Genomic DNA, 17,819 nt, shown 5'->3' on the forward strand with positions numbered 1-17,819 from the left:
CTTTAAAAACTTTTTATTGCACGTTAAAGTGTTGTTTAATTTTTGAAATAATACGCTCACACGCTTTCCCATCACCATATGGATTATGTGCTCGGCTCATTGTTTGGTAATCAGCTTGATTTGTTAGTAGGTTTTTAACTTCATCTATAATTCGATTTTTATCGGTGCCTACTAATTTAACTGTACCTGCAGCAACTGCTTCTGGACGTTCTGTTGTATCGCGCATTACTAAAACAGGTTTACCTAAGCTTGGTGCTTCTTCTTGTACGCCGCCTGAATCGGTTACTATTATGTGGGCTTTACTCATCAGGTATACAAATGGCAAGTAGTCTTGAGGTTCTATAAGCTGTACGTTTTTAACGTCTTTTAAAATACGATTTACAGGCTCACGTACATTTGGGTTTAAATGCATAGGGTAAAGTACTTGCGCCTCTGGATGTGCAAGTGCTATTTCTGCTAGTGCTTCGCAAATACGTTCAAAACCACCACCAAAACTTTCTCGTCTGTGGCCTGTTACTAAAATTAACTTTTTACTTTCGTCTAATTCTGGAAACTTTGCTTTTAGTGTACTTATTAATACTTCATCTGTTTTTACTTTATCAACAACTTGTAATAGTGCATCTATTACGGTGTTACCCGTTATAACTATGTCGCTTAAATTAACGCCTTCGTTAAGTAAGTTTTGCTGTGAAGTATCGGTTGGTGCAAAGTGAAGTTTTGTAATTGCACCTGTTAATTTGCGATTTCCTTCTTCTGGCCAAGGAGACCCTAAATTACCTGTGCGTAAGCCTGCTTCTACATGCCCTACCGGAATTTGTTGATAAAATGCAGCAAGGCTTGCTGAAAGTGTTGTACTTGTATCGCCATGAACAAGTATTAGGTCTGGCTTAAACTCTTCTAAAATAGGTTTTAAACCTAAAAGGATGTTTGTAGTTACATCGTATAAGCTTTGGCCTGGCTTCATTATGTTTAAGTCGTATTCTGGTACAATTTCGAACAAGTCTAAAACTTGGTCTAGCATTTCTCTATGCTGCGCGGTAACGCATACTTTAGCCTCGAAACCATCAGTTAAATTCAATGCTTTGACTAATGGTGCCATTTTAATAGCCTCAGGACGCGTACCAAATATGCTCAATATCTTAATAGCCATTACTTTCCTTAATTTGAATGATTCAATTTATTAGTTGCTTACAGCAAATAGCTTTTTAACTTGTTGGGTAAATTCCTGACCCATTTGACTCGATTGCATTGCATATTCGACATTAGCAAGCATATAACCTAACTTAGAACCACAATCATGTGACTTACCTCTTAGATGGTATGCTTCTAGAGTTTCCAAATGACGTAATTGTAATAATGCATCAGTAAGCTGTATTTCACCGCCCGCACCTGGTGGGGTGTACTCAAGCAAATCCCAAATAGCGGTAGATACAACATAGCGCCCTGTAATAGCTAAATTACTTGGCGCTTCGTCGTTATTAGGTTTTTCGACCATGTTTTTAATAGCAGTATTTTCGCCTGCATTTATTTTTTTACCGGCTAAATCAACCACACCATATTGATGCACTTGCTCTTGAGGCACTGGCTCTACCATTACTTGGTTGAAGCCTGTTTTATCGAATCGGTCGATCATTTGGCTTAAATTGTCAGTTTTTGAATTTGATTTATATTTATCGATAATTACATCGGGTAGCATTATCGCAAATGGGTTATTACCAACAATTGGACGCGCTGCTAATACCGCGTGGCCTAAGCCTAGTGGTGCTGATTGGCGAACAGAAATTACGGTTACATCTGTTGGCACTATTGAGCGAACCTCTTCTAGTAGGCTACGTTTTACACGTGCTTCTAGCGTGGCTTCTAGCTCAAAGCTAGTATCAAAGTGATTTTCTATTGAGTTTTTTGAAGCGTGTGTAACCAATACTATTTCTTTTATGCCAGCGGCTACAGCTTCGTTAACTACATATTGGATTAAAGGTTTGTCTACCAGAGGGAGCATTTCTTTAGGGATGGCTTTTGTGGCTGGTAACATACGCGTACCAAGGCCTGCTACAGGTAATACTGCTTTTAAAACTTTCACTTTAATTCCTTTCATTATTTTGCTAACAGCAAAAAAAGGGATAACTAAAGCTGAATCCCTTTTAAGCGCTTCACAAGCCTTGTGAGATTGCTATTATACACAACACAATAATGCACTCAATAATTAAAGAGTACTTTTTGATTGTTTTTTTGTTAAATTTATGTTGCATCGAATTCAATTTCATCACACTATTTCAGTACTCTCATACTTTTTGGTGATCTACCTTTTCAAAGCTAGCAATACTATACTAGGCTTAGCTTGTTTGGTTATTTGGAAAAACAGACTTAAAGGAACATTTGTGCGTTTAGGGTTTTGCATTTTATTATTAGTGTCTTTGTTTGTATGCGCACAAGATATGCTTTTGCATTTACGCAATAGCGATATAATTGCGCGCGCTCAAAAACAGTATGGTGATGAGGGCCACAAACGCATTAAAAACTGGCTAAGTTTTATAGATGAATCGGCTGACAAAAGTGAGTGGCAAAAAATCCATTTGGTGAATGACTTTTTTAATAAGCACATTAAATACAAAACAGATGATGAGCTTTGGCACCAAAAAGATTATTGGGCCACCCCACTTGAAAGTTTAGGCGTTGGTATGGGTGATTGTGAAGACTACGTAATTGCCAAATACTTTACACTAATAGCACTTGGCGTACCCGAAGATAAAGTACGTTTAATGTATGTACGTCAAAAAACAGTTAATCAACCTCACATGGTGCTGATATATATTGAAACTCCTAATCAAATCCCCTTTGTTTTAGGTAACTTTAATACTAAACTACTGCCCGCTAATAAACGCCCTGATTTAACACCTATATATAGTTTTAATGGCCAAGGTTTATGGTTAGCCAAATCAAAAGGGTTAGGCAATAAAGTAAAAAATAGCCGTGGTGTTTCTGCGTGGAACACCATGCTAGAGCGAATTGAACAAGGTGAGCTTGCGCCCGCCAAAAGTGATAAAGGAACACCGAGTTATGTCTCGACTTTTTAAAAATGGATTAAGTTTAAAAACCCAAGTATATGGTCTTATTATATTGATTTCGGTACTTTCGTTTTTTGTACGCGTAATTACTGACGTTGATACCACTCGCCAATACTTACAAACGCAAATGGGTAGCCATGCGCAAGATACAGCAACAAGCTTAGGGCTCTCTATTTCACCCTACCTTGAAGAAGATAGCTTAATGATTGCCCAAACCATGGCAACCGCTATTTTCGACTCAGGTTATTACAAACAAATAAAATTTACTAACGCCGATAGTAACGTGGTATTTAACCTAACAAGCCCAAAACGCGTTGAGTCTGTACCTAATTGGTTTATTACAGCAGTAAAGCTCAAAGCCCCTACTATGCAATCAGAATTAAACAATGGCTGGATTATGGCAGGAACCCTTGAAGTAACAAGCCATGTTGGGCAATCGTATTTAACGCTATGGGAACATACTAAACGCAGCTTTTATGGTTCTTTATTATTATTAGTAGCGTCGCTTGCAGTAGCATATTTAATATTACGTGCTGTATTTAAACCTTTAAAAGCAGTAGAAAACCAAGCACACTTGGTAACGCGTAAACGCTTTACATTAAACGACGAAATACCTGTTGCGCGCGAGCTACGTACTGTGACTAAAGCCATTAATAATATGGTAATGAACCTACAAAGCACCTTTGACTCTTTAACAAAGCAAACACAAGCACTTACCGACGAGGTATATGTAGACTCACTCACAGGACTGGGTAACCGCCGTTCGTTTGAAAATCACTTTAACTCAGTGGTTGACGCCATTACTAGCGATACTCCAATCACTGCAATGATGATTACTCTCCCCTCACTTGCTAATATTAACCAAACTGTAAGTTACCGAGATGGTGACGAGCACGTACATGATGTAAGCGTTACTTTGCAAAATGTAATTGGTGCTTTAACTAATTCTAAAATATTTAGACTTAACGGTAGTACTTTTATTGCTTTAGCACCATTCGATATGCAATTTTTAAATAGAACACGCCTTGATATAAATGATGCTTTTAGTAAAAAGAAAAACAGTTTACACGTAAATGGTTTTGCTAACTTAGCGTTAGTAAGTGTTGATAAAGGCTCGTCTATTGGGAGTGTACTTTCAGCTCTTGATACTGGCTGTACTATTGGTGATTCGGCTGTAAATAAAGTAGATAAAGATACTTTGTTTAGTGTTAAAGAGTGGCGTTCGCTTATTAAATCAATTATTGCTACTGGTGAAGTTAGTTTTTCGGTGCAGCCAGTTAAACGCACTAACTCACAAAACAAGCAGTGCTACTTTGAGGTGTTTGCTCATTTTACGCATGAAGGCGAAAAGGTTAATAATGGCCATTTATTTGCTATGGCCGAAAAGCTTAACTTAACCGAAGAGTTAGACAAAAAAATAATTCGTAACTTTGTAAACGTTAAAGAGCAATACCCTGACGATACATTCGCATTAAATATTAGTAAAGCTTCGTTGTATTCAACTGACTTTATTGAATGGCTTACTCTCTATGCTCACACTAAACCAATTATTAAAACAAACTTGGTTTTTGAATTGCATGAAATTAGCTTACTTTATAACGTACATGTTGCCTCTTTACATATAGATACAATAAAAGATATTGGCATAAGTGTGTGTGTTGAACACTTTGGCACTAGTTTAACCTCGTTTAGATACTTGCAAGGGTTAGATATAGAATATATAAAAATAGATGGTAGCTATATTCAAGATTTGTTAGATAACACCCAAAGCCAATTTTTTATTCAAACAGTTAATAATATTTGTCATGGCTTTGGTATTAAAGTTTTAGCTTGTTTAATTGAAAAACCTGAAACTTTAAAGGTACTTGAAGGTTTAGGTTGCGATGGCGTACAGGGCAATTTAATAATGCCCCCCTCTAAAATACTAAAAACTAATAATAATGGCGTAAATAAAGAGTTTACTTTTTGCACCGATACGCTAAAATTTTGTAATTAGATAATTTCTTAAAGGGACACAAGATGAAATCACTTTTATTTGCTAGTTTATTTGTTAGCGTATCTGCATTTGCAACGTTTCCAGTTTATGCACAATCAGACAATGATGTAATAGTACAGACTGATAACCTTAATACGTTAATTAATATTTTAAATAATGCATCTGCAGATATACCTTCTGAAGAACTACAAAAAAAATTAGTTGCTGCTATTGAACAACTATGTCAGAACACTGCTCCATTGGATTTAGACTCCCCAATAGCTAATGGAACTTGCTCGCCTGAACAACTTGATATAATAATGAATGCAGTAATTGCCGCAATTGGCGTAGATAGTCCATTTATTTCAGACTTTTTAGCTGCGTTAGTAACTGCAGGTGTTGATAGTGATGCAGTAACGCTTGCCGCGATTACTGCTGGAGTTGATGCCACAATAGCTTCGGAGGCCACTGCAGCTGGCCCAACTGAGCCTACAGCACCAACTGGCCCTGTAATTGTAAACCTACCAACAACCCCACTACCGCAAGGTGCTGGCGGTACTGGTGGCGATGCAGGTATATCTGAAGTCGGCAACTAACAGTTATCTAAATAATAATAACGCGGCCTTTGGGCTGCGTTTTTATTTTAGACCCATTACTTTAAGCTCCTACCTTTTAGCTCCTTGTTTGAGAATCCTGTGAATCGTTTTATATTTTTTTTACTATGCGCTATTTTATTTTTGCTGCCCTTACCATTAGGCAGCTACCGCCCTTGGGCAATTTTAGCAATGGGGATCTTAATTAGCGCTACCTTTCTCACCCATTTAGTTTACAGCAGTATTAATAACGATCAGCCTTTATACCCACCTTTATATTCTTGGCCCTTATTTACTGTACTCAGTATAGTGGCGGGCGTATCCGCAGTACAAATATTTACCGTAAGTGTTGACCCGTTTCAAACTAAACAAATGCTTATTAAAACAAGTTTTATGATTTTATTTTGTTGGCTTGTACTTATTTATTGCAATAGCGAAAAGCGTATTAAAAATTTAATATATGCAATTATAAGTGCCGGCGTGTTTCAGGCTTTATATGCTACTTATTTAAATTTATCGCCTGATATTATTAGCCCACTATTTGGTTATAAGCATACCGACCGTGCTATTGGTACGTTTACTTACTCTAATTTTTTGGCTAACTTTTTAGCTTTATGCTTATGTTTGGGTATTGGTGTTTTAGTTAGCGAATTAAAACGCTCTAATAGCGATTACAAACAAACATTAAAACAAACGTTTAGGGCTTGGGCCGAAATACTTCTAAGCTCGAAAATAATTTTACGTATTTCGTTAATTATTATTATTGTTGCGTTAATTTTAACCCGTAGCCGTATGGGTAACTCGGCATTTTTTATTGCATTAATGGTTATTAGCTTGCTCGCGTTTTTTATTTACAGGCAAAAACCTAAAGCGTTTAAACTACTTATAGTTAGTTTTTTTATAATCGATTTAATTATTATTGGCGCTATATTTGATGTAGAAAAAGTTAAACAGCGTATAAGCGAAACCAGTATTTCATCAGAAACCCGTGACGAAGTTGTACGTGATTCAATACCCCTCATTTTAGATAAGCCTTTGTTGGGCTCTGGTGGTGGTACATTTTATACTGCGTTTCCGGCGTATCAGTCTGAGCCTTATTCTGGTTACTACGATAATGCCCATAACGATTACGTACAGTTTGCAGTAGAGCTGGGTATACCCACTACAGCCGCACTGGGCTCACTTATACTTTATTGTTTATGGTTATGTATAGCGACTATGCGAAAGCGTAAAACAGCGTTGTTTCAGGGCGTTGCTTTTGGCTGTGCCATTGCAATTACAGATATGTTGCTGCATTCGTTGGTAGATTACTCTTTACAAGCGGGTGCAAACTCGATGTTGTTTATGACTATTTTATGTTTAGCAATATTGAGTAGTAAGTTACCTGCGTCTAAACGAAGCCGAAAAGAGCATGGTTAAATACAAAGCCAAGTAATTAGCTAATATAGAGTGATTAGAAGCTGCGCTTCTCACGCGAGCAAGTTCAGCGTCTACCGCCAAGGTTAAATTTACGGTTAACTTGTTAGCGTGACAAGCAAAGCCTGTAATAAGAGATTTATTCACTAAGAGGCTAAGAGGCGCTACGCTTTTAGAGAAAGTAATAAAACCGAAACTATATCCTGATTGGCATTCTGTTTTCTCATTTACTCCTCTTTCGCTTCTCTTTGTGCAAATAGCTCTTTAATTGATTTATTGGTGAATAGATTAAATAATTTAAGCGTGGCTTTCGTAACAATCGTACCTGTTATAAGTGATTTTTTCACAAAGAGGCTAAGAGGCGCTACGCTTTTAGAGGTAGTAATAAAGCAGAAACTATACTCTGATTGGCATTCTGTTTTCTCATTTACTCCTCTTTCGCTTCTCTTTGTGCAAATAGATCTTTAGCTGGTTTTTACTGTAACAGCAGCGCATTTAATTAGTAACTTTTTCACTAAGAGGGTATGAGGCGCTGCGCTTTTGGAGGAAGTAATAAAACCGAAAATAGATCTTTAATTTATTTAATTATTGATTAAGAATTACTGTTCTTCTAAATCAAACTCAGTTAGATGCCCTTCACCGTGTATAAGTTGATAGCGGGCTAAATTCCCTTGCTCTAGTGTTATTAAACTAATAGCTGAGTCGCTTACTAAGTATTTTTGCCCTTCACCTATGGTTTGGTGTTTATCTACTTCCATGTGCCAGCGTTTGGTAAAAAAGTTTAAAGGGCTTTTTGGGCCGTATAGAATTGAATCTAGTTTATCGAGTATGTTTATTAATTTACGCGGGAACTCGTTTTTAATACCGCTGGCGGTAAGCTGCCAAATTCGATTGGGGTGATCGCCAAAACGCTTTTGCACCGAAAAGCAAAATGAGTAATGTACATCACCCGATAAAATAAGCGTTTCGTTTGGGGTGTCGGTTCGTCTAAAAGTATCGAGTAGCTTTTTGGCTGAGCCTTCGTGCGCCATCCAGTTTTCTACATCTACCATAAGCGGTTGGCCACATATATTAAACATAGCTTGAATAGCTTCTATTGATTTAACACCAAACACGGGGGCTGGCGATACAATAATAACTTGGTCGTGGCTTAATAGGCTTTCCTCAAGCTCTGTGAGGCGCTCCCAATCAAGTAGACCTGAAGGCTCATTAAAGTTTTGCTCATTTCGCCAGCGGTGCGTACGTGTATCTAGCACCACTACTTTAGGGGTTGTAGTTAACTCATAATGCCAAAAACTAAAATCGTTTAGTGGTTTATCAAATGCTTTAAACTGCCATAAATTATTAGCAGTACGGCTTTGCTTAAAAGGTGTTAGTAACTCGCCTGTTTTATTTAGTGCATCGTTCCCCATTCCCTGAAAAAGCCAATAACTAATTAAGCCGTTATTGATGATCCGTTTACTACTTGGGTTTTCATTTATAGCTTGCTCCCACCCAGCGGTGAGGTTCCAATCATCAGTTACATCGTGATCGTCAAACATCATTAATGTAGATACATTGGCAAACAATCGCTCTACTTCACTTAAGCCTTTTGCATAATCAATCAGTGCTGTTTTTTCAGCGTCAAAAATAGTTTTGTTTTGCTTGTTTTGACCTGAATACGTTGTGTTTTTTATATCAACGCATTGCCAAGCAGCAGCACTAAAATTTAATAAATACAGTGCTATATATTCTTCAAAGTGGATAAGGTGATTGTAGGCTTTTACGCTTGAAAAATGAGGTTCGTCTTTTTTTAGCCAGTAACCAACACCTAACTTTGAGCGTTTTTGCCAAGGCGTTTTTGGTAAAAACAAATGGCGATTATAAAGTTGCTCATTTATATCGCTCGGTAGCTCAATGGCAAGTGGTTGCTCTTTATAAATACCTAAGGCTTTAATTAACTGATGAATAGCTAATAACATGGGGCCTGCTACATCATCGGCATAAACCTGGTCACCGCTCAGTAATAGCAATTGTGCGCCTTGATTATTATTACCGCGCTGAGTATTTTGCCAGTGACTTGCAGACACTAAGCTGTCTTTTGCTGGATGATGTGCATTACGGCACGAGCCATGCAAAATATCACTCAGTTTGTTGGGGATTACAAATGCAGGCGTTATTTGATTGCTATAGCACCAAGGCGATAAATCGATTGCTGTATCGTCAATTACAAGCTCATAGCTTAATAAGCTATCGACAGGAAGTTTGTTGTCTATTGGCTTTATAATAACGAAATGCAGGTATAAATGTTCGCCCAAAGAAACAGTGTGTTGATCGCTATAACACTCAACATTTAATAAGTTTATTTGGCAGTTTGCAGGCTTGGAGGTAGCAAACTGAATACAGACTCCAGCTTGCTCTGCACGGCGCACCATTGGCCCCATTAGTAAAATAGGAAGGTTTGCCGTGTGAGTAATCATGTATTTAGCCTTTAGCTGCTAATTTAAATAAAGAATAAAAGTTTTCGGTAGTCGCTTTAGCAAGTTCATTAAAGCTAATGCCTTTAAGCTCGCTAATGTAATAAGCAACATCTTCTACGTACGCTGGCTGATTTGTTTGCCCACGATACGGTACCGGCGCTAAATAAGGCGAGTCGGTTTCTATTAGTAGTCTATCTAGCGGTATTTGCTTTACTACTTCTTTTAGCTCAATAGCATTTTTAAAGGTAACAATGCCCGAAATAGAAATATAAAAGCCCATGTCTATGGCTTTTTTTGCCATATCCCAATCTTCGGTAAAGCAATGTAATACACCACCGCAGTTTTCGGCCTTGTGCTCACGCATTAAATTAATGGTATCGCTGCGGGCATCACGTGTATGAATAATTAACGGCTTTTGTAATTCGTTAGCCACTTCAATATGCCCAACAAAGCTTGCTTGCTGCACTGCGTGAGTATCTTTTGAATAGTAGTAATCAAGACCCGTTTCGCCAATAGCAACCACTTTTTCATGTGAAGCTAAGTCAATTAGTTGCTGTTTATTAAGGGCGTCTTTTTGATCAAGTGGATGTACACCGCATGAGGCTGATACATCGTCGTAATGCTTAATTTTATCAAGCATGCTTGGAAACTGATCAAGCGTTACGCTTACACATAAAAAGTGCTCTATTTGCTTTGCACGCGCTTTATCAAGAACTTGGTCAAGGTTTAAGTCTAGTTTATCAAAATCAAGACGGTCTAAATGGCAATGAGAATCTACAATCACTATAAGGCCTGTATTATGTTCAGGGTTTAAATTTGTTCGTTTAATTTATTATGTTAGTAATTAAAAGAACCCAATATAGGGCGGCGTTAATCTCAATGAAAAACCGACCCTATAACTACATGGTATATGTTTGATCGCCTGAGTTTAACATAGTCCCAAGCAGCTTTTCGATTTTAGCGTTTAGGTTTGTTTTATCATCTAAAAAGCTAATACCAATACCTGGAGGATTAGAGCTTTGTGCACCTTGTGGCGTGATCCACGACACTTTACCTGTCACTACGTCATCTTCTAAGGCATCGGGCAAAGTAACTCTAAGCGCTAATGAATGCCCTGCTTCGTAACGCATATTAGTGCGTACAAATAAGCCACCTTTTTTTAAGTAAGGCATATAACAACGGTATAACTCGTCTAAATCGTCTATGTCTACTAGTAGTTCTTGCATGATTAATCCTTTTAAGAATTTCGCAATGTGTATGCTAATCGTGATACAGCAAGCGATAAATTAAGGCCAAGTACTTGTGTGTTATTTTGTAAAAACTCGCCTAATGCATTTTGCGCACTTTGATAAGCGTCAAAACTCATGCCTTGCAGTAATTGCTGCTTTAGTTGCACGCTTAAAAACAAAGTAAATATACGAACAAGTTCAGGCTGTTTATTTATTATATCGACTAACGCTTTGAAATTATGGCTTTGTTTAAACTCAGTTGCAAACTTATACAGTGTATCAATATTTTTCAGCTGGTCTTGCTGTTGCCAATGCTTTACTTGCAGCGGTTGGTTATAAAAAAGTGCTAACCAACTATAGTTAGGAATATCTAATGTCTCTAACCATTGCTGAGCAAGTGCTGTATTAGTTATTTTTACGTCACTTTTAGCGCATCGACTTAAAATAGTTGCAGGGAGCTGTTCTGGTTGGCTTGTGGTTAATATTAAAAAGCGGCTATTAGTTGGCTCTTCAAGTGTTTTTAATAATGCGTTAGCTGCTGCTGTGGTCATTTTTTCGCAATTTTCGATTATCGCGACTTTATTGCCATTTTGCGCTGCAGAGTGATTCATAAAATCACTAATACCACGAATATCATCTACACCAATACTTTGCCCATCGACTTGCGTTAAACGTTTGTCAGGGTGAGTGCCAGCCAGGGTAAGTAAACAGCTTTTACACTGTCCGCAAGGTTTTAGCATACTGTTTTGCGCAGCTACCTGCATAGCTATATTTTGGCATAACAAAGCATTCCCAAGCTCATCACTTAACTCAAACTTACCTACGCCAACAGGCCCACAAAATAATTGCGCATGATGAAAACGCTCTGCGCGATAACTTTTCGCTAAACGTGCTTGAGTATCATGTAGCCAAGGCAATGGCATATTATTTTAGGCCTTCAAAAAATGAATGCAGTACATTGGTAATATCGCGATGTACTTTATCAATACTTTGGTTTGCATCAACTGTTTTAATTGTATTGTCGTCATTAGCAAGTTCAACATAACGCATACGTGTACGCTGAAAAAACTCAATGGCTTCTTGTTCAATACGGTCAAGCTCGCCACGCCCTTTTGCACGTTCAAGGCCTATCACTGGGTCAATATCAAGGTAAATAGTTAAATCTGGCTTTAAGCCTTTTAACACCATTGACGAAAGTGAAGCTAATGTATTTGAGCTAATGCCACGCCCGCCACCTTGATACGCCTGAGACGATAAATCATGACGATCGGCAAGTACCCATTGGCCTTTATCAAGCGCTGGGGTAATAACATTGTGCATTAGCTGCGAGCGAGCTGCATACATAATAAGCAACTCGGTTTCAAAGGCAATCTCTTCTTCGTGCTCTGCTTTTACAAGCGTACGAAGCGATTCAGCCAGTGGCGTGCCGCCAGGTTCGCGGACGTTAATGAAGTCTATTTTTTGTTTGTTCAAAAAGTCTTGGCATAACGAAATAGCGGTTGATTTACCCGCGCCTTCTAGCCCTTCTATTACTATAAATTTTGGTTTCATAAACAATTAATTCTTTTTATTTAATATATACGTTTTAACTGCTGCGTTATGCTGCTTTAACGTGGTTGAAAATTGGTGGCTACCATCGCCTTTTGATACAAAGTAAACATATTCACTTTGCGGCGGATTAACTGCAGCTAAAATAGCGGCTTTTGATGGCATTGCAATCGGTGTTGGCGGTAAACCATTAATACGATACGTATTGTAAGGCGTATAATCGCGCAAATCTTTACGTTTAATATCACCATCAAAATCAGCGCCTAGCCCGTATATTACGGTTGGATCGGTTTGCAGGCGCATATTGGTGTTTAATCGATTAACAAACGCTGATGCAATTAACGGACGCTCGCTGGCAAGGCCTGTTTCTTTTTCAATAATTGAAGCCATTATTAGTGCTTCGTATGCTGTTTTATAGGGTAGATTAGCACCGCGCTGCTGCCAAGCATCATCTAACGTTTGCTGCATTTTTTGTGCTGCACGTTTTAATACACTGCTTGCAGTATCGTTATTATGATAATGGTAAGTGTCGGGGAATAACCAGCCTTCTAAGTGCGTGTCATTACCCAGTATTTGAGTACTTAGTTCGTCAGTTTTTAAATCGTTTTGTAAATTATCAGCTTTTTTAATAGCACTTAGTACTTCACGTAAGTTTTGCCCTTCAATTATGGTAAAACTAAAGCTAATTTGCTGGCCTTGGTTAATTTTTTTTACGTTATTAATAACGCTATCGGCTGTTAGCTCGTAAAGCCCCGCTTTTAAGTCGGTAAGTGTGGGATCTAACTTGGCAATTACCTGATAACGCCAACAACTTTCTACCCAGTTATTAGCTTGCCATTGTTGGCATAACTTATTAAAGCCAGTGCCATGCTTAACTTCAAATTGTGTGCTTTGTGCTACCTTTAACGGGCTATTTATTGTTGCTTGTAATTGCTGGTAACCAACAGCAGTGGTTATAACAGCTAAAAAAAGTACCGATAAAATAACTTTTAACACTCAGCCTCCTTGGCTAATAATTTAGTTAGTAATGCGTGGCTTTCATCTGTATTAAATACCTGTTGCTCAATACGTTTTACAGGTACTGCTCCCATTAAGCTATTGCACACAAATACGGCGTCTGCTTGGGTTAAGTCTTCTACTTTCACGCGTTTAAATTCAACAGGCAATTTATCACATAACGATTGTAGATAAACGCCCTTTATTCCGCACTCATCAAGCAATGGCGTAAACACACACTTATTTTTAATCGCAAAAATATTAGCTGCAGAAGCTTCAATTACATTGTTATTGCAATCAAGCACTAACACATCGTCGCAGTTTTGCGTTTGCATTGCTTTTTTAACTAGTACTTGCTCAAGCCGGTTTAGTGTTTTAAGACCCGCTAAATAAGGCTGTGCTGCTAATTTAATTGGGCTTATTTCTAGATTTACACCCTTTTTAACAAGCGCTTCGTAATTACTAGGGTAATCTAATATGCTCAATAAAATAGTAATATTACACTCACTTGGCAGCCCATAGCCACGTCCGCCTTCGCCTCGCGTTACAAGTATTTTAAGCACGTTGAGTGATGCTGCTTTTATATGCAAAGCAATTTGATTTTCAAGGCTATTAAAATCTAGCTCAGGAAACCCCAGGCGCTGTGCGCATTCAATCAAACGCGCTTTATGATGAGCCCAATACTGTACTTGCCCATTAACAACTTTAGCCGTTGTAAAAAAGCCGTCACCGTAATTTAAGCCTCTGTCACGCGTACTTAAAGTGCTGTTTTGATCTACTGCTATTATTGTTTGCATTTTATTTGGCATATAAAAAAAGCCCAGTTAAACAACTGAGCTCTTATAATTTGATTCGTTGTTAAAAAAGATTATACCTTTTTAAATAGCAACGAGCCATTAGTACCACCAAAACCGAACGAGTTACACAGTGCAAAGTCTAACTTTGCATCACGTGCAGTGTGAGCAATATAATCTAAGTCACACCCTTCGTCTGGGTTATCAAGGTTGATAGTTGGCGACACTCTTTGATCTGTCAGTGATAAAATCGAAATAATCGATTCAACCGAGCCTGCAGCACCTAACAAGTGACCCATCATCGATTTAGACGAGCCTACCATTACATCTTTAGCTGCATTACCAAAAATAGACTTAACAGCGGCAGTTTCTGCTTTATCGCCTGCATTTGTAGATGTACCGTGTGCGTTAATGTAACCAATTTGCTCAGCGTTTACTTGCGCATCATTTAGTGCGTTTTGCATTGCAAGTGCAGCACCCGCTCCATCTTCTGGTGGTGATGTCATGTGGTACGCATCGCCGCTCATACCAAAGCCTACAAGCTCAGCATAAATTTTAGCGCCACGTGCTTTAGCATGTTCGTACTCTTCAACTACAACAACACCTGCACCGTCAGAAAGCACAAAGCCATCGCGGTCTTTATCCCAAGGGCGAGAAGCCGCTTGTGGATCGTCATTGCGAGTTGAAAGTGCACGTGCAGCATTAAAGCCACCCATACCAATTGGGGTACAGGCTTTTTCTGCACCGCCAGCAACCATTGCATCTGCATCACCGTAGGCAATCATGCGCGCGGCATGGCCAATATTATGCAAACCAGTAGTACAGGCAGTTACAATTGAAATATTTGGACCACGAAGTCCATGCATCATTGATAAGTGACCTGAGATCATATTAATAATGGTAGACGGCACATAAAATGGCGATAACTTGCGCGGACCACTATTTAATAGCTTAATGTGGTTTTCTTCGATAAGCGTTAAGCCACCAATACCAGAGCCCACAGCTACACCTATACGTGTTGCGTTTTGCTCAGTAATTTCAAGGCCTGAATCTTTAAAGGCTTGAACACCCGCTGCAATGCCGTACTGAATAAACAAGTCCATTTTTTTAGTATCTTTCGCTGACATATATGCTGTTGCATCAAAGTCATTTATTAAGCCAGCGAATTTAGTACCAAATTTTGATGTATCAAAGTGGGTTATTGTTTGAATGCCACTTTTGCCATCTAATAAGCCTTGCCAGGTTGATTGAACATCATTACCTAGCGGCGTCAACATTCCTAAGCCAGTTACGACGACTCGACGTTTAGCCACGGTTTGCCTCCAATAAGGGATATTTTACAAGGGGATGATCATACCCAAGCTACCTCAAAGTGCTAGTCCCAAAATAGATTAAAAACGCATAACACAATCAAAATTAATTTTTAGCTAAAATTGAGCATTGAGGCTTAAGTTTTGAATCACGAACTTTGAGGTGGTTTGGATATAAAAAATTAAAGGCAGCGGATGCTGCCTTTAACGTGCGATTAATTACTCAGCGTGTGCTGTTACGTAATCGATAGCAGTTTGTACTGTAGTGATCTTCTCAGCTTCTTCATCTGGGATCTCAGTATCAAACTCTTCTTCAAGAGCCATTACTAGTTCAACAGTATCAAGAGAATCTGCACCTAGGTCATCTACGAAAGAAGATTCATTTTTAACTTCTTCTTCTTTAACACCTAGTTGTTCAATGATAATTTTCTTTACGCGTTCTTGGATATCGCTCATTCTTCTTTCCTTTATTAAAAACGCCGATGCGTTATTTTCAGATTGCCGCGTAGTTTACGCGGCATAATTCTCTGATTCAATGATTTGACCATAAATAATTGTCTGGTCAAACCTCTGAGTGTGTGTTTTGTCTTTTATCGCTTATTTTCGCAGCGATTTCAAGTATGTTTAAAGCAAGTTCACAAATAATTCAATGTTTTTGAGGTAACTTACTTAACTTTATTAGGTAACAATGTGGGTACAATGGTTATTAAACCATGTACATCGCGCCATTTACATGCAAAGTTTCACCTGATACGTACGCAGCCGCGTCAGATGCTAAATAACATACCGCAGCTGCAATTTCGTCTGGTTGGCCTAAACGCCCTGCTGGAACATTTGCAAGTGTTGCTGCTTTTTGCTCGTCAGTTAAATCATCAGTCATATCAGTTTGAATAAAACCAGGTGCTACTACGTTTACTGTAATACCACGTGATGCCACTTCGCGTGCAAGTGACTTAGAAAAACCAATTACGCCTGCTTTAGCCGCTGCATAGTTAGCTTGCCCTGCATTACCCATAGTGCCCACTACTGAGCCAATATTGATAATACGACCTTTCTTTTTCTTCATCATTGGACGAAGTACTGCTTTAGATAAACGGAAAATCGAGCTTAAGTTAGTGTCGATTATATCGTCCCACTCAGTCTCTTTCATACGCATTAATAGGTTGTCACGTGTGATACCTGCGTTATTAACAAGTACGTCAATATCGCCAAAATCAGCTTTTATTGCGGCAAGTGTCGCTTCAATAGATGCAGGATCCGTTACGTTTAATGCATAACCTTTACCATTGTCACCTAAGTACTCGCTGATTTTAGCAGCGCCTGACTCGCTTGTAGCAGTACCTGCAACTTTTGCACCTTGCGCAACTAATGTTGTTGCAATTGCTTTACCAATACCACGGCTAGCGCCAGTAATTAGGACAATTTTGCCCTCTAAAGAAAATAAATTAGACATTTTATATACTCTTATTTAGCTGCAGCGATTGAAGCGGCATCGTTTACTGAGCCACAAACCATTGCTTTATCAATTCGTTTCGCAAGCCCTGTTAATACTTTACCAGGACCAAATTCGTAGCTTTGCGTTACATCTTGTGCAACCAAGGCTTGTACTGTTTCTGTCCAGCGAACTGGGCTGTATAGTTGACGTACTAGTGCATCTTTAATTGCATCAGCGGTCGATTCAGCTTTTACATCAACATTATTAATTACATCACACTTAGGTGTATTAAATGTTAAAGCGGCTAAGTCTACCGCTAGCTTATCAGCTGCTGGCTTCATTAGTTCACAATGTGAAGGTACGCTAACCGAAAGTGGTAATGCGCGTTTAGCACCAGCATCTTTACATGCTTGTGATGCTCTATCTACTGCCGCTTTATGCCCTGCAATAACAACTTGACCAGGAGAATTGTAGTTAACTGGAGATACAACCTCACCTTGCGCTGAGGCAGCACATGCCGCTTTTATTTCTTCATCGCCTAAGCCAATAATCGCAGCCATTGAACCTACGCCTGCAGGTACAGCTTCTTGCATGTATAAACCACGGTTTTCAACAAGCTTAACAGCTTCGCTCAAGCTTAGTACGTCGCTACATACTAGTGCTGAATATTCACCTAAGCTGTGACCGGCCATAACAACGTCTGCATCTGGGTTTGCTGCAAGCCAATCACGGTAAATAGCAACACTTGCAGTTAATAATGCAGGTTGTGTACGATGAGTTTGATTTAATTTTTCTTCTGGGCCATTAAGAACTAGCTCTGCTAAGTCGTAACCCAGTGCATCTGATGCTTCTGCAAATGTTGCTTTAACAATGTCAGAACTCTCTAGTAGCTCTTGTAACATACCAACGCTTTGCGAGCCTTGACCTGGGAATAGAAGTGCAATTTTTTGTGCCATACTTTGCTCTTTTTAATTAAACAAATAAATAATGAAATACACG

The 17,819-nt window shown here is 38.7% G+C and carries 17 protein-coding genes; 4 read left to right on the plus strand and 13 right to left on the minus strand.

Annotation, left to right across the window (positions count from 1 at the left end; genetic code table 11):
* Positions 1-13 precede the first annotated feature (13 nt).
* Positions 14-1,150 carry a UDP-N-acetylglucosamine 2-epimerase (non-hydrolyzing) gene (gene wecB / locus QMA08_RS02685; RefSeq protein WP_290173603.1) on the minus strand — a complete coding sequence of 379 codons (1,137 nt, stop codon included), beginning with the start codon at positions 1,148-1,150 and terminating at the stop codon, positions 14-16.
* A 30-nt stretch (positions 1,151-1,180) separates the two neighbouring features.
* A complete protein-coding gene (gene galU / locus QMA08_RS02690) occupies positions 1,181-2,080 on the minus strand; it encodes a UTP--glucose-1-phosphate uridylyltransferase GalU (protein WP_024590377.1) in 900 nt (299 codons plus the stop codon).
* 298 nt (positions 2,081-2,378) lie between these two features.
* Here galU and QMA08_RS02695 point away from each other — a divergent pair, with 298 nt between their 5' ends.
* The 4 genes from QMA08_RS02695 to QMA08_RS02710 all read left to right on the plus strand — a co-directional run bounded on the left by QMA08_RS02695 (position 2,379) and on the right by QMA08_RS02710 (position 7,052).
* Entirely contained in the window at positions 2,379-3,074 is a 696-nt protein-coding gene (locus QMA08_RS02695; protein WP_290173605.1) for a transglutaminase-like cysteine peptidase, read from the plus strand.
* Positions 3,058-5,061, plus strand: a complete 2,004-nt coding sequence (locus QMA08_RS02700; RefSeq protein WP_290173607.1) for an EAL domain-containing protein — start codon at positions 3,058-3,060, stop codon at positions 5,059-5,061. Before QMA08_RS02695 ends, QMA08_RS02700 begins: the two co-directional genes overlap by 17 nt.
* A gap of 23 nt (positions 5,062-5,084) precedes the next feature.
* Positions 5,085-5,636 (plus strand): hypothetical protein, encoded by a 552-nt coding sequence (locus tag QMA08_RS02705; protein ID WP_169060106.1) that lies wholly within the window; start codon positions 5,085-5,087, stop codon positions 5,634-5,636.
* A gap of 99 nt (positions 5,637-5,735) precedes the next feature.
* Entirely contained in the window at positions 5,736-7,052 is a 1,317-nt protein-coding gene (locus tag QMA08_RS02710; RefSeq protein WP_290173610.1) for an O-antigen ligase family protein, read from the plus strand.
* 596 nt (positions 7,053-7,648) lie between these two features.
* Here QMA08_RS02710 and QMA08_RS02715 read toward each other — a convergent pair.
* The 11 genes from QMA08_RS02715 to fabD all read right to left on the minus strand — a co-directional run bounded on the left by QMA08_RS02715 (position 7,649) and on the right by fabD (position 17,776).
* Entirely contained in the window at positions 7,649-9,508 is a 1,860-nt protein-coding gene (locus QMA08_RS02715; RefSeq protein WP_290173612.1) for an alkaline phosphatase D family protein, read from the minus strand.
* 4 nt (positions 9,509-9,512) lie between these two features.
* A complete protein-coding gene (locus tag QMA08_RS02720) occupies positions 9,513-10,292 on the minus strand; it encodes a YchF/TatD family DNA exonuclease (protein WP_024600474.1) in 780 nt (259 codons plus the stop codon).
* A 115-nt stretch (positions 10,293-10,407) separates the two neighbouring features.
* Positions 10,408-10,734, minus strand: a complete 327-nt coding sequence (locus tag QMA08_RS02725; RefSeq protein ID WP_002962367.1) for a PilZ domain-containing protein — start codon at positions 10,732-10,734, stop codon at positions 10,408-10,410.
* 11 nt (positions 10,735-10,745) lie between these two features.
* On the minus strand, positions 10,746-11,660 hold the full coding sequence (locus QMA08_RS02730) for a DNA polymerase III subunit delta' (RefSeq protein ID WP_290173615.1): 915 nt from the start codon (positions 11,658-11,660) through the stop codon (positions 10,746-10,748).
* Between the two features lies 1 nt (position 11,661).
* Positions 11,662-12,288: a dTMP kinase gene (gene tmk, locus QMA08_RS02735; protein ID WP_002962371.1), complete on the minus strand. Its 627-nt coding sequence runs from the start codon at positions 12,286-12,288 to the stop codon at positions 11,662-11,664.
* 6 nt (positions 12,289-12,294) lie between these two features.
* Positions 12,295-13,281: an endolytic transglycosylase MltG gene (mltG, locus tag QMA08_RS02740; protein WP_149602836.1), complete on the minus strand. Its 987-nt coding sequence runs from the start codon at positions 13,279-13,281 to the stop codon at positions 12,295-12,297.
* Positions 13,275-14,090: an aminodeoxychorismate lyase gene (pabC, locus tag QMA08_RS02745; protein ID WP_290173618.1), complete on the minus strand. Its 816-nt coding sequence runs from the start codon at positions 14,088-14,090 to the stop codon at positions 13,275-13,277. The genes mltG and pabC overlap by 7 nt, the downstream gene beginning before the upstream one ends.
* Positions 14,091-14,149: 59 nt before the next feature.
* A complete protein-coding gene (fabF, locus tag QMA08_RS02750) occupies positions 14,150-15,388 on the minus strand; it encodes a beta-ketoacyl-ACP synthase II (RefSeq protein ID WP_290173619.1) in 1,239 nt (412 codons plus the stop codon).
* A gap of 216 nt (positions 15,389-15,604) precedes the next feature.
* A complete protein-coding gene (gene acpP, locus QMA08_RS02755) occupies positions 15,605-15,841 on the minus strand; it encodes an acyl carrier protein (RefSeq protein WP_002962377.1) in 237 nt (78 codons plus the stop codon).
* 250 nt (positions 15,842-16,091) lie between these two features.
* Entirely contained in the window at positions 16,092-16,838 is a 747-nt protein-coding gene (gene fabG, locus QMA08_RS02760) for a 3-oxoacyl-ACP reductase FabG (protein WP_002962378.1), read from the minus strand.
* Positions 16,839-16,849: 11 nt separating this feature from the next.
* Positions 16,850-17,776, minus strand: a complete 927-nt coding sequence (fabD, locus tag QMA08_RS02765; protein ID WP_039490050.1) for an ACP S-malonyltransferase — start codon at positions 17,774-17,776, stop codon at positions 16,850-16,852.
* Positions 17,777-17,819 lie beyond the last annotated feature (43 nt).

The sequence above is a fragment of the Pseudoalteromonas sp. APC 3355 genome (genome assembly GCF_030407615.1).
Taxonomy (GTDB): Bacteria; Pseudomonadota; Gammaproteobacteria; order Enterobacterales; family Alteromonadaceae; genus Pseudoalteromonas; species Pseudoalteromonas distincta.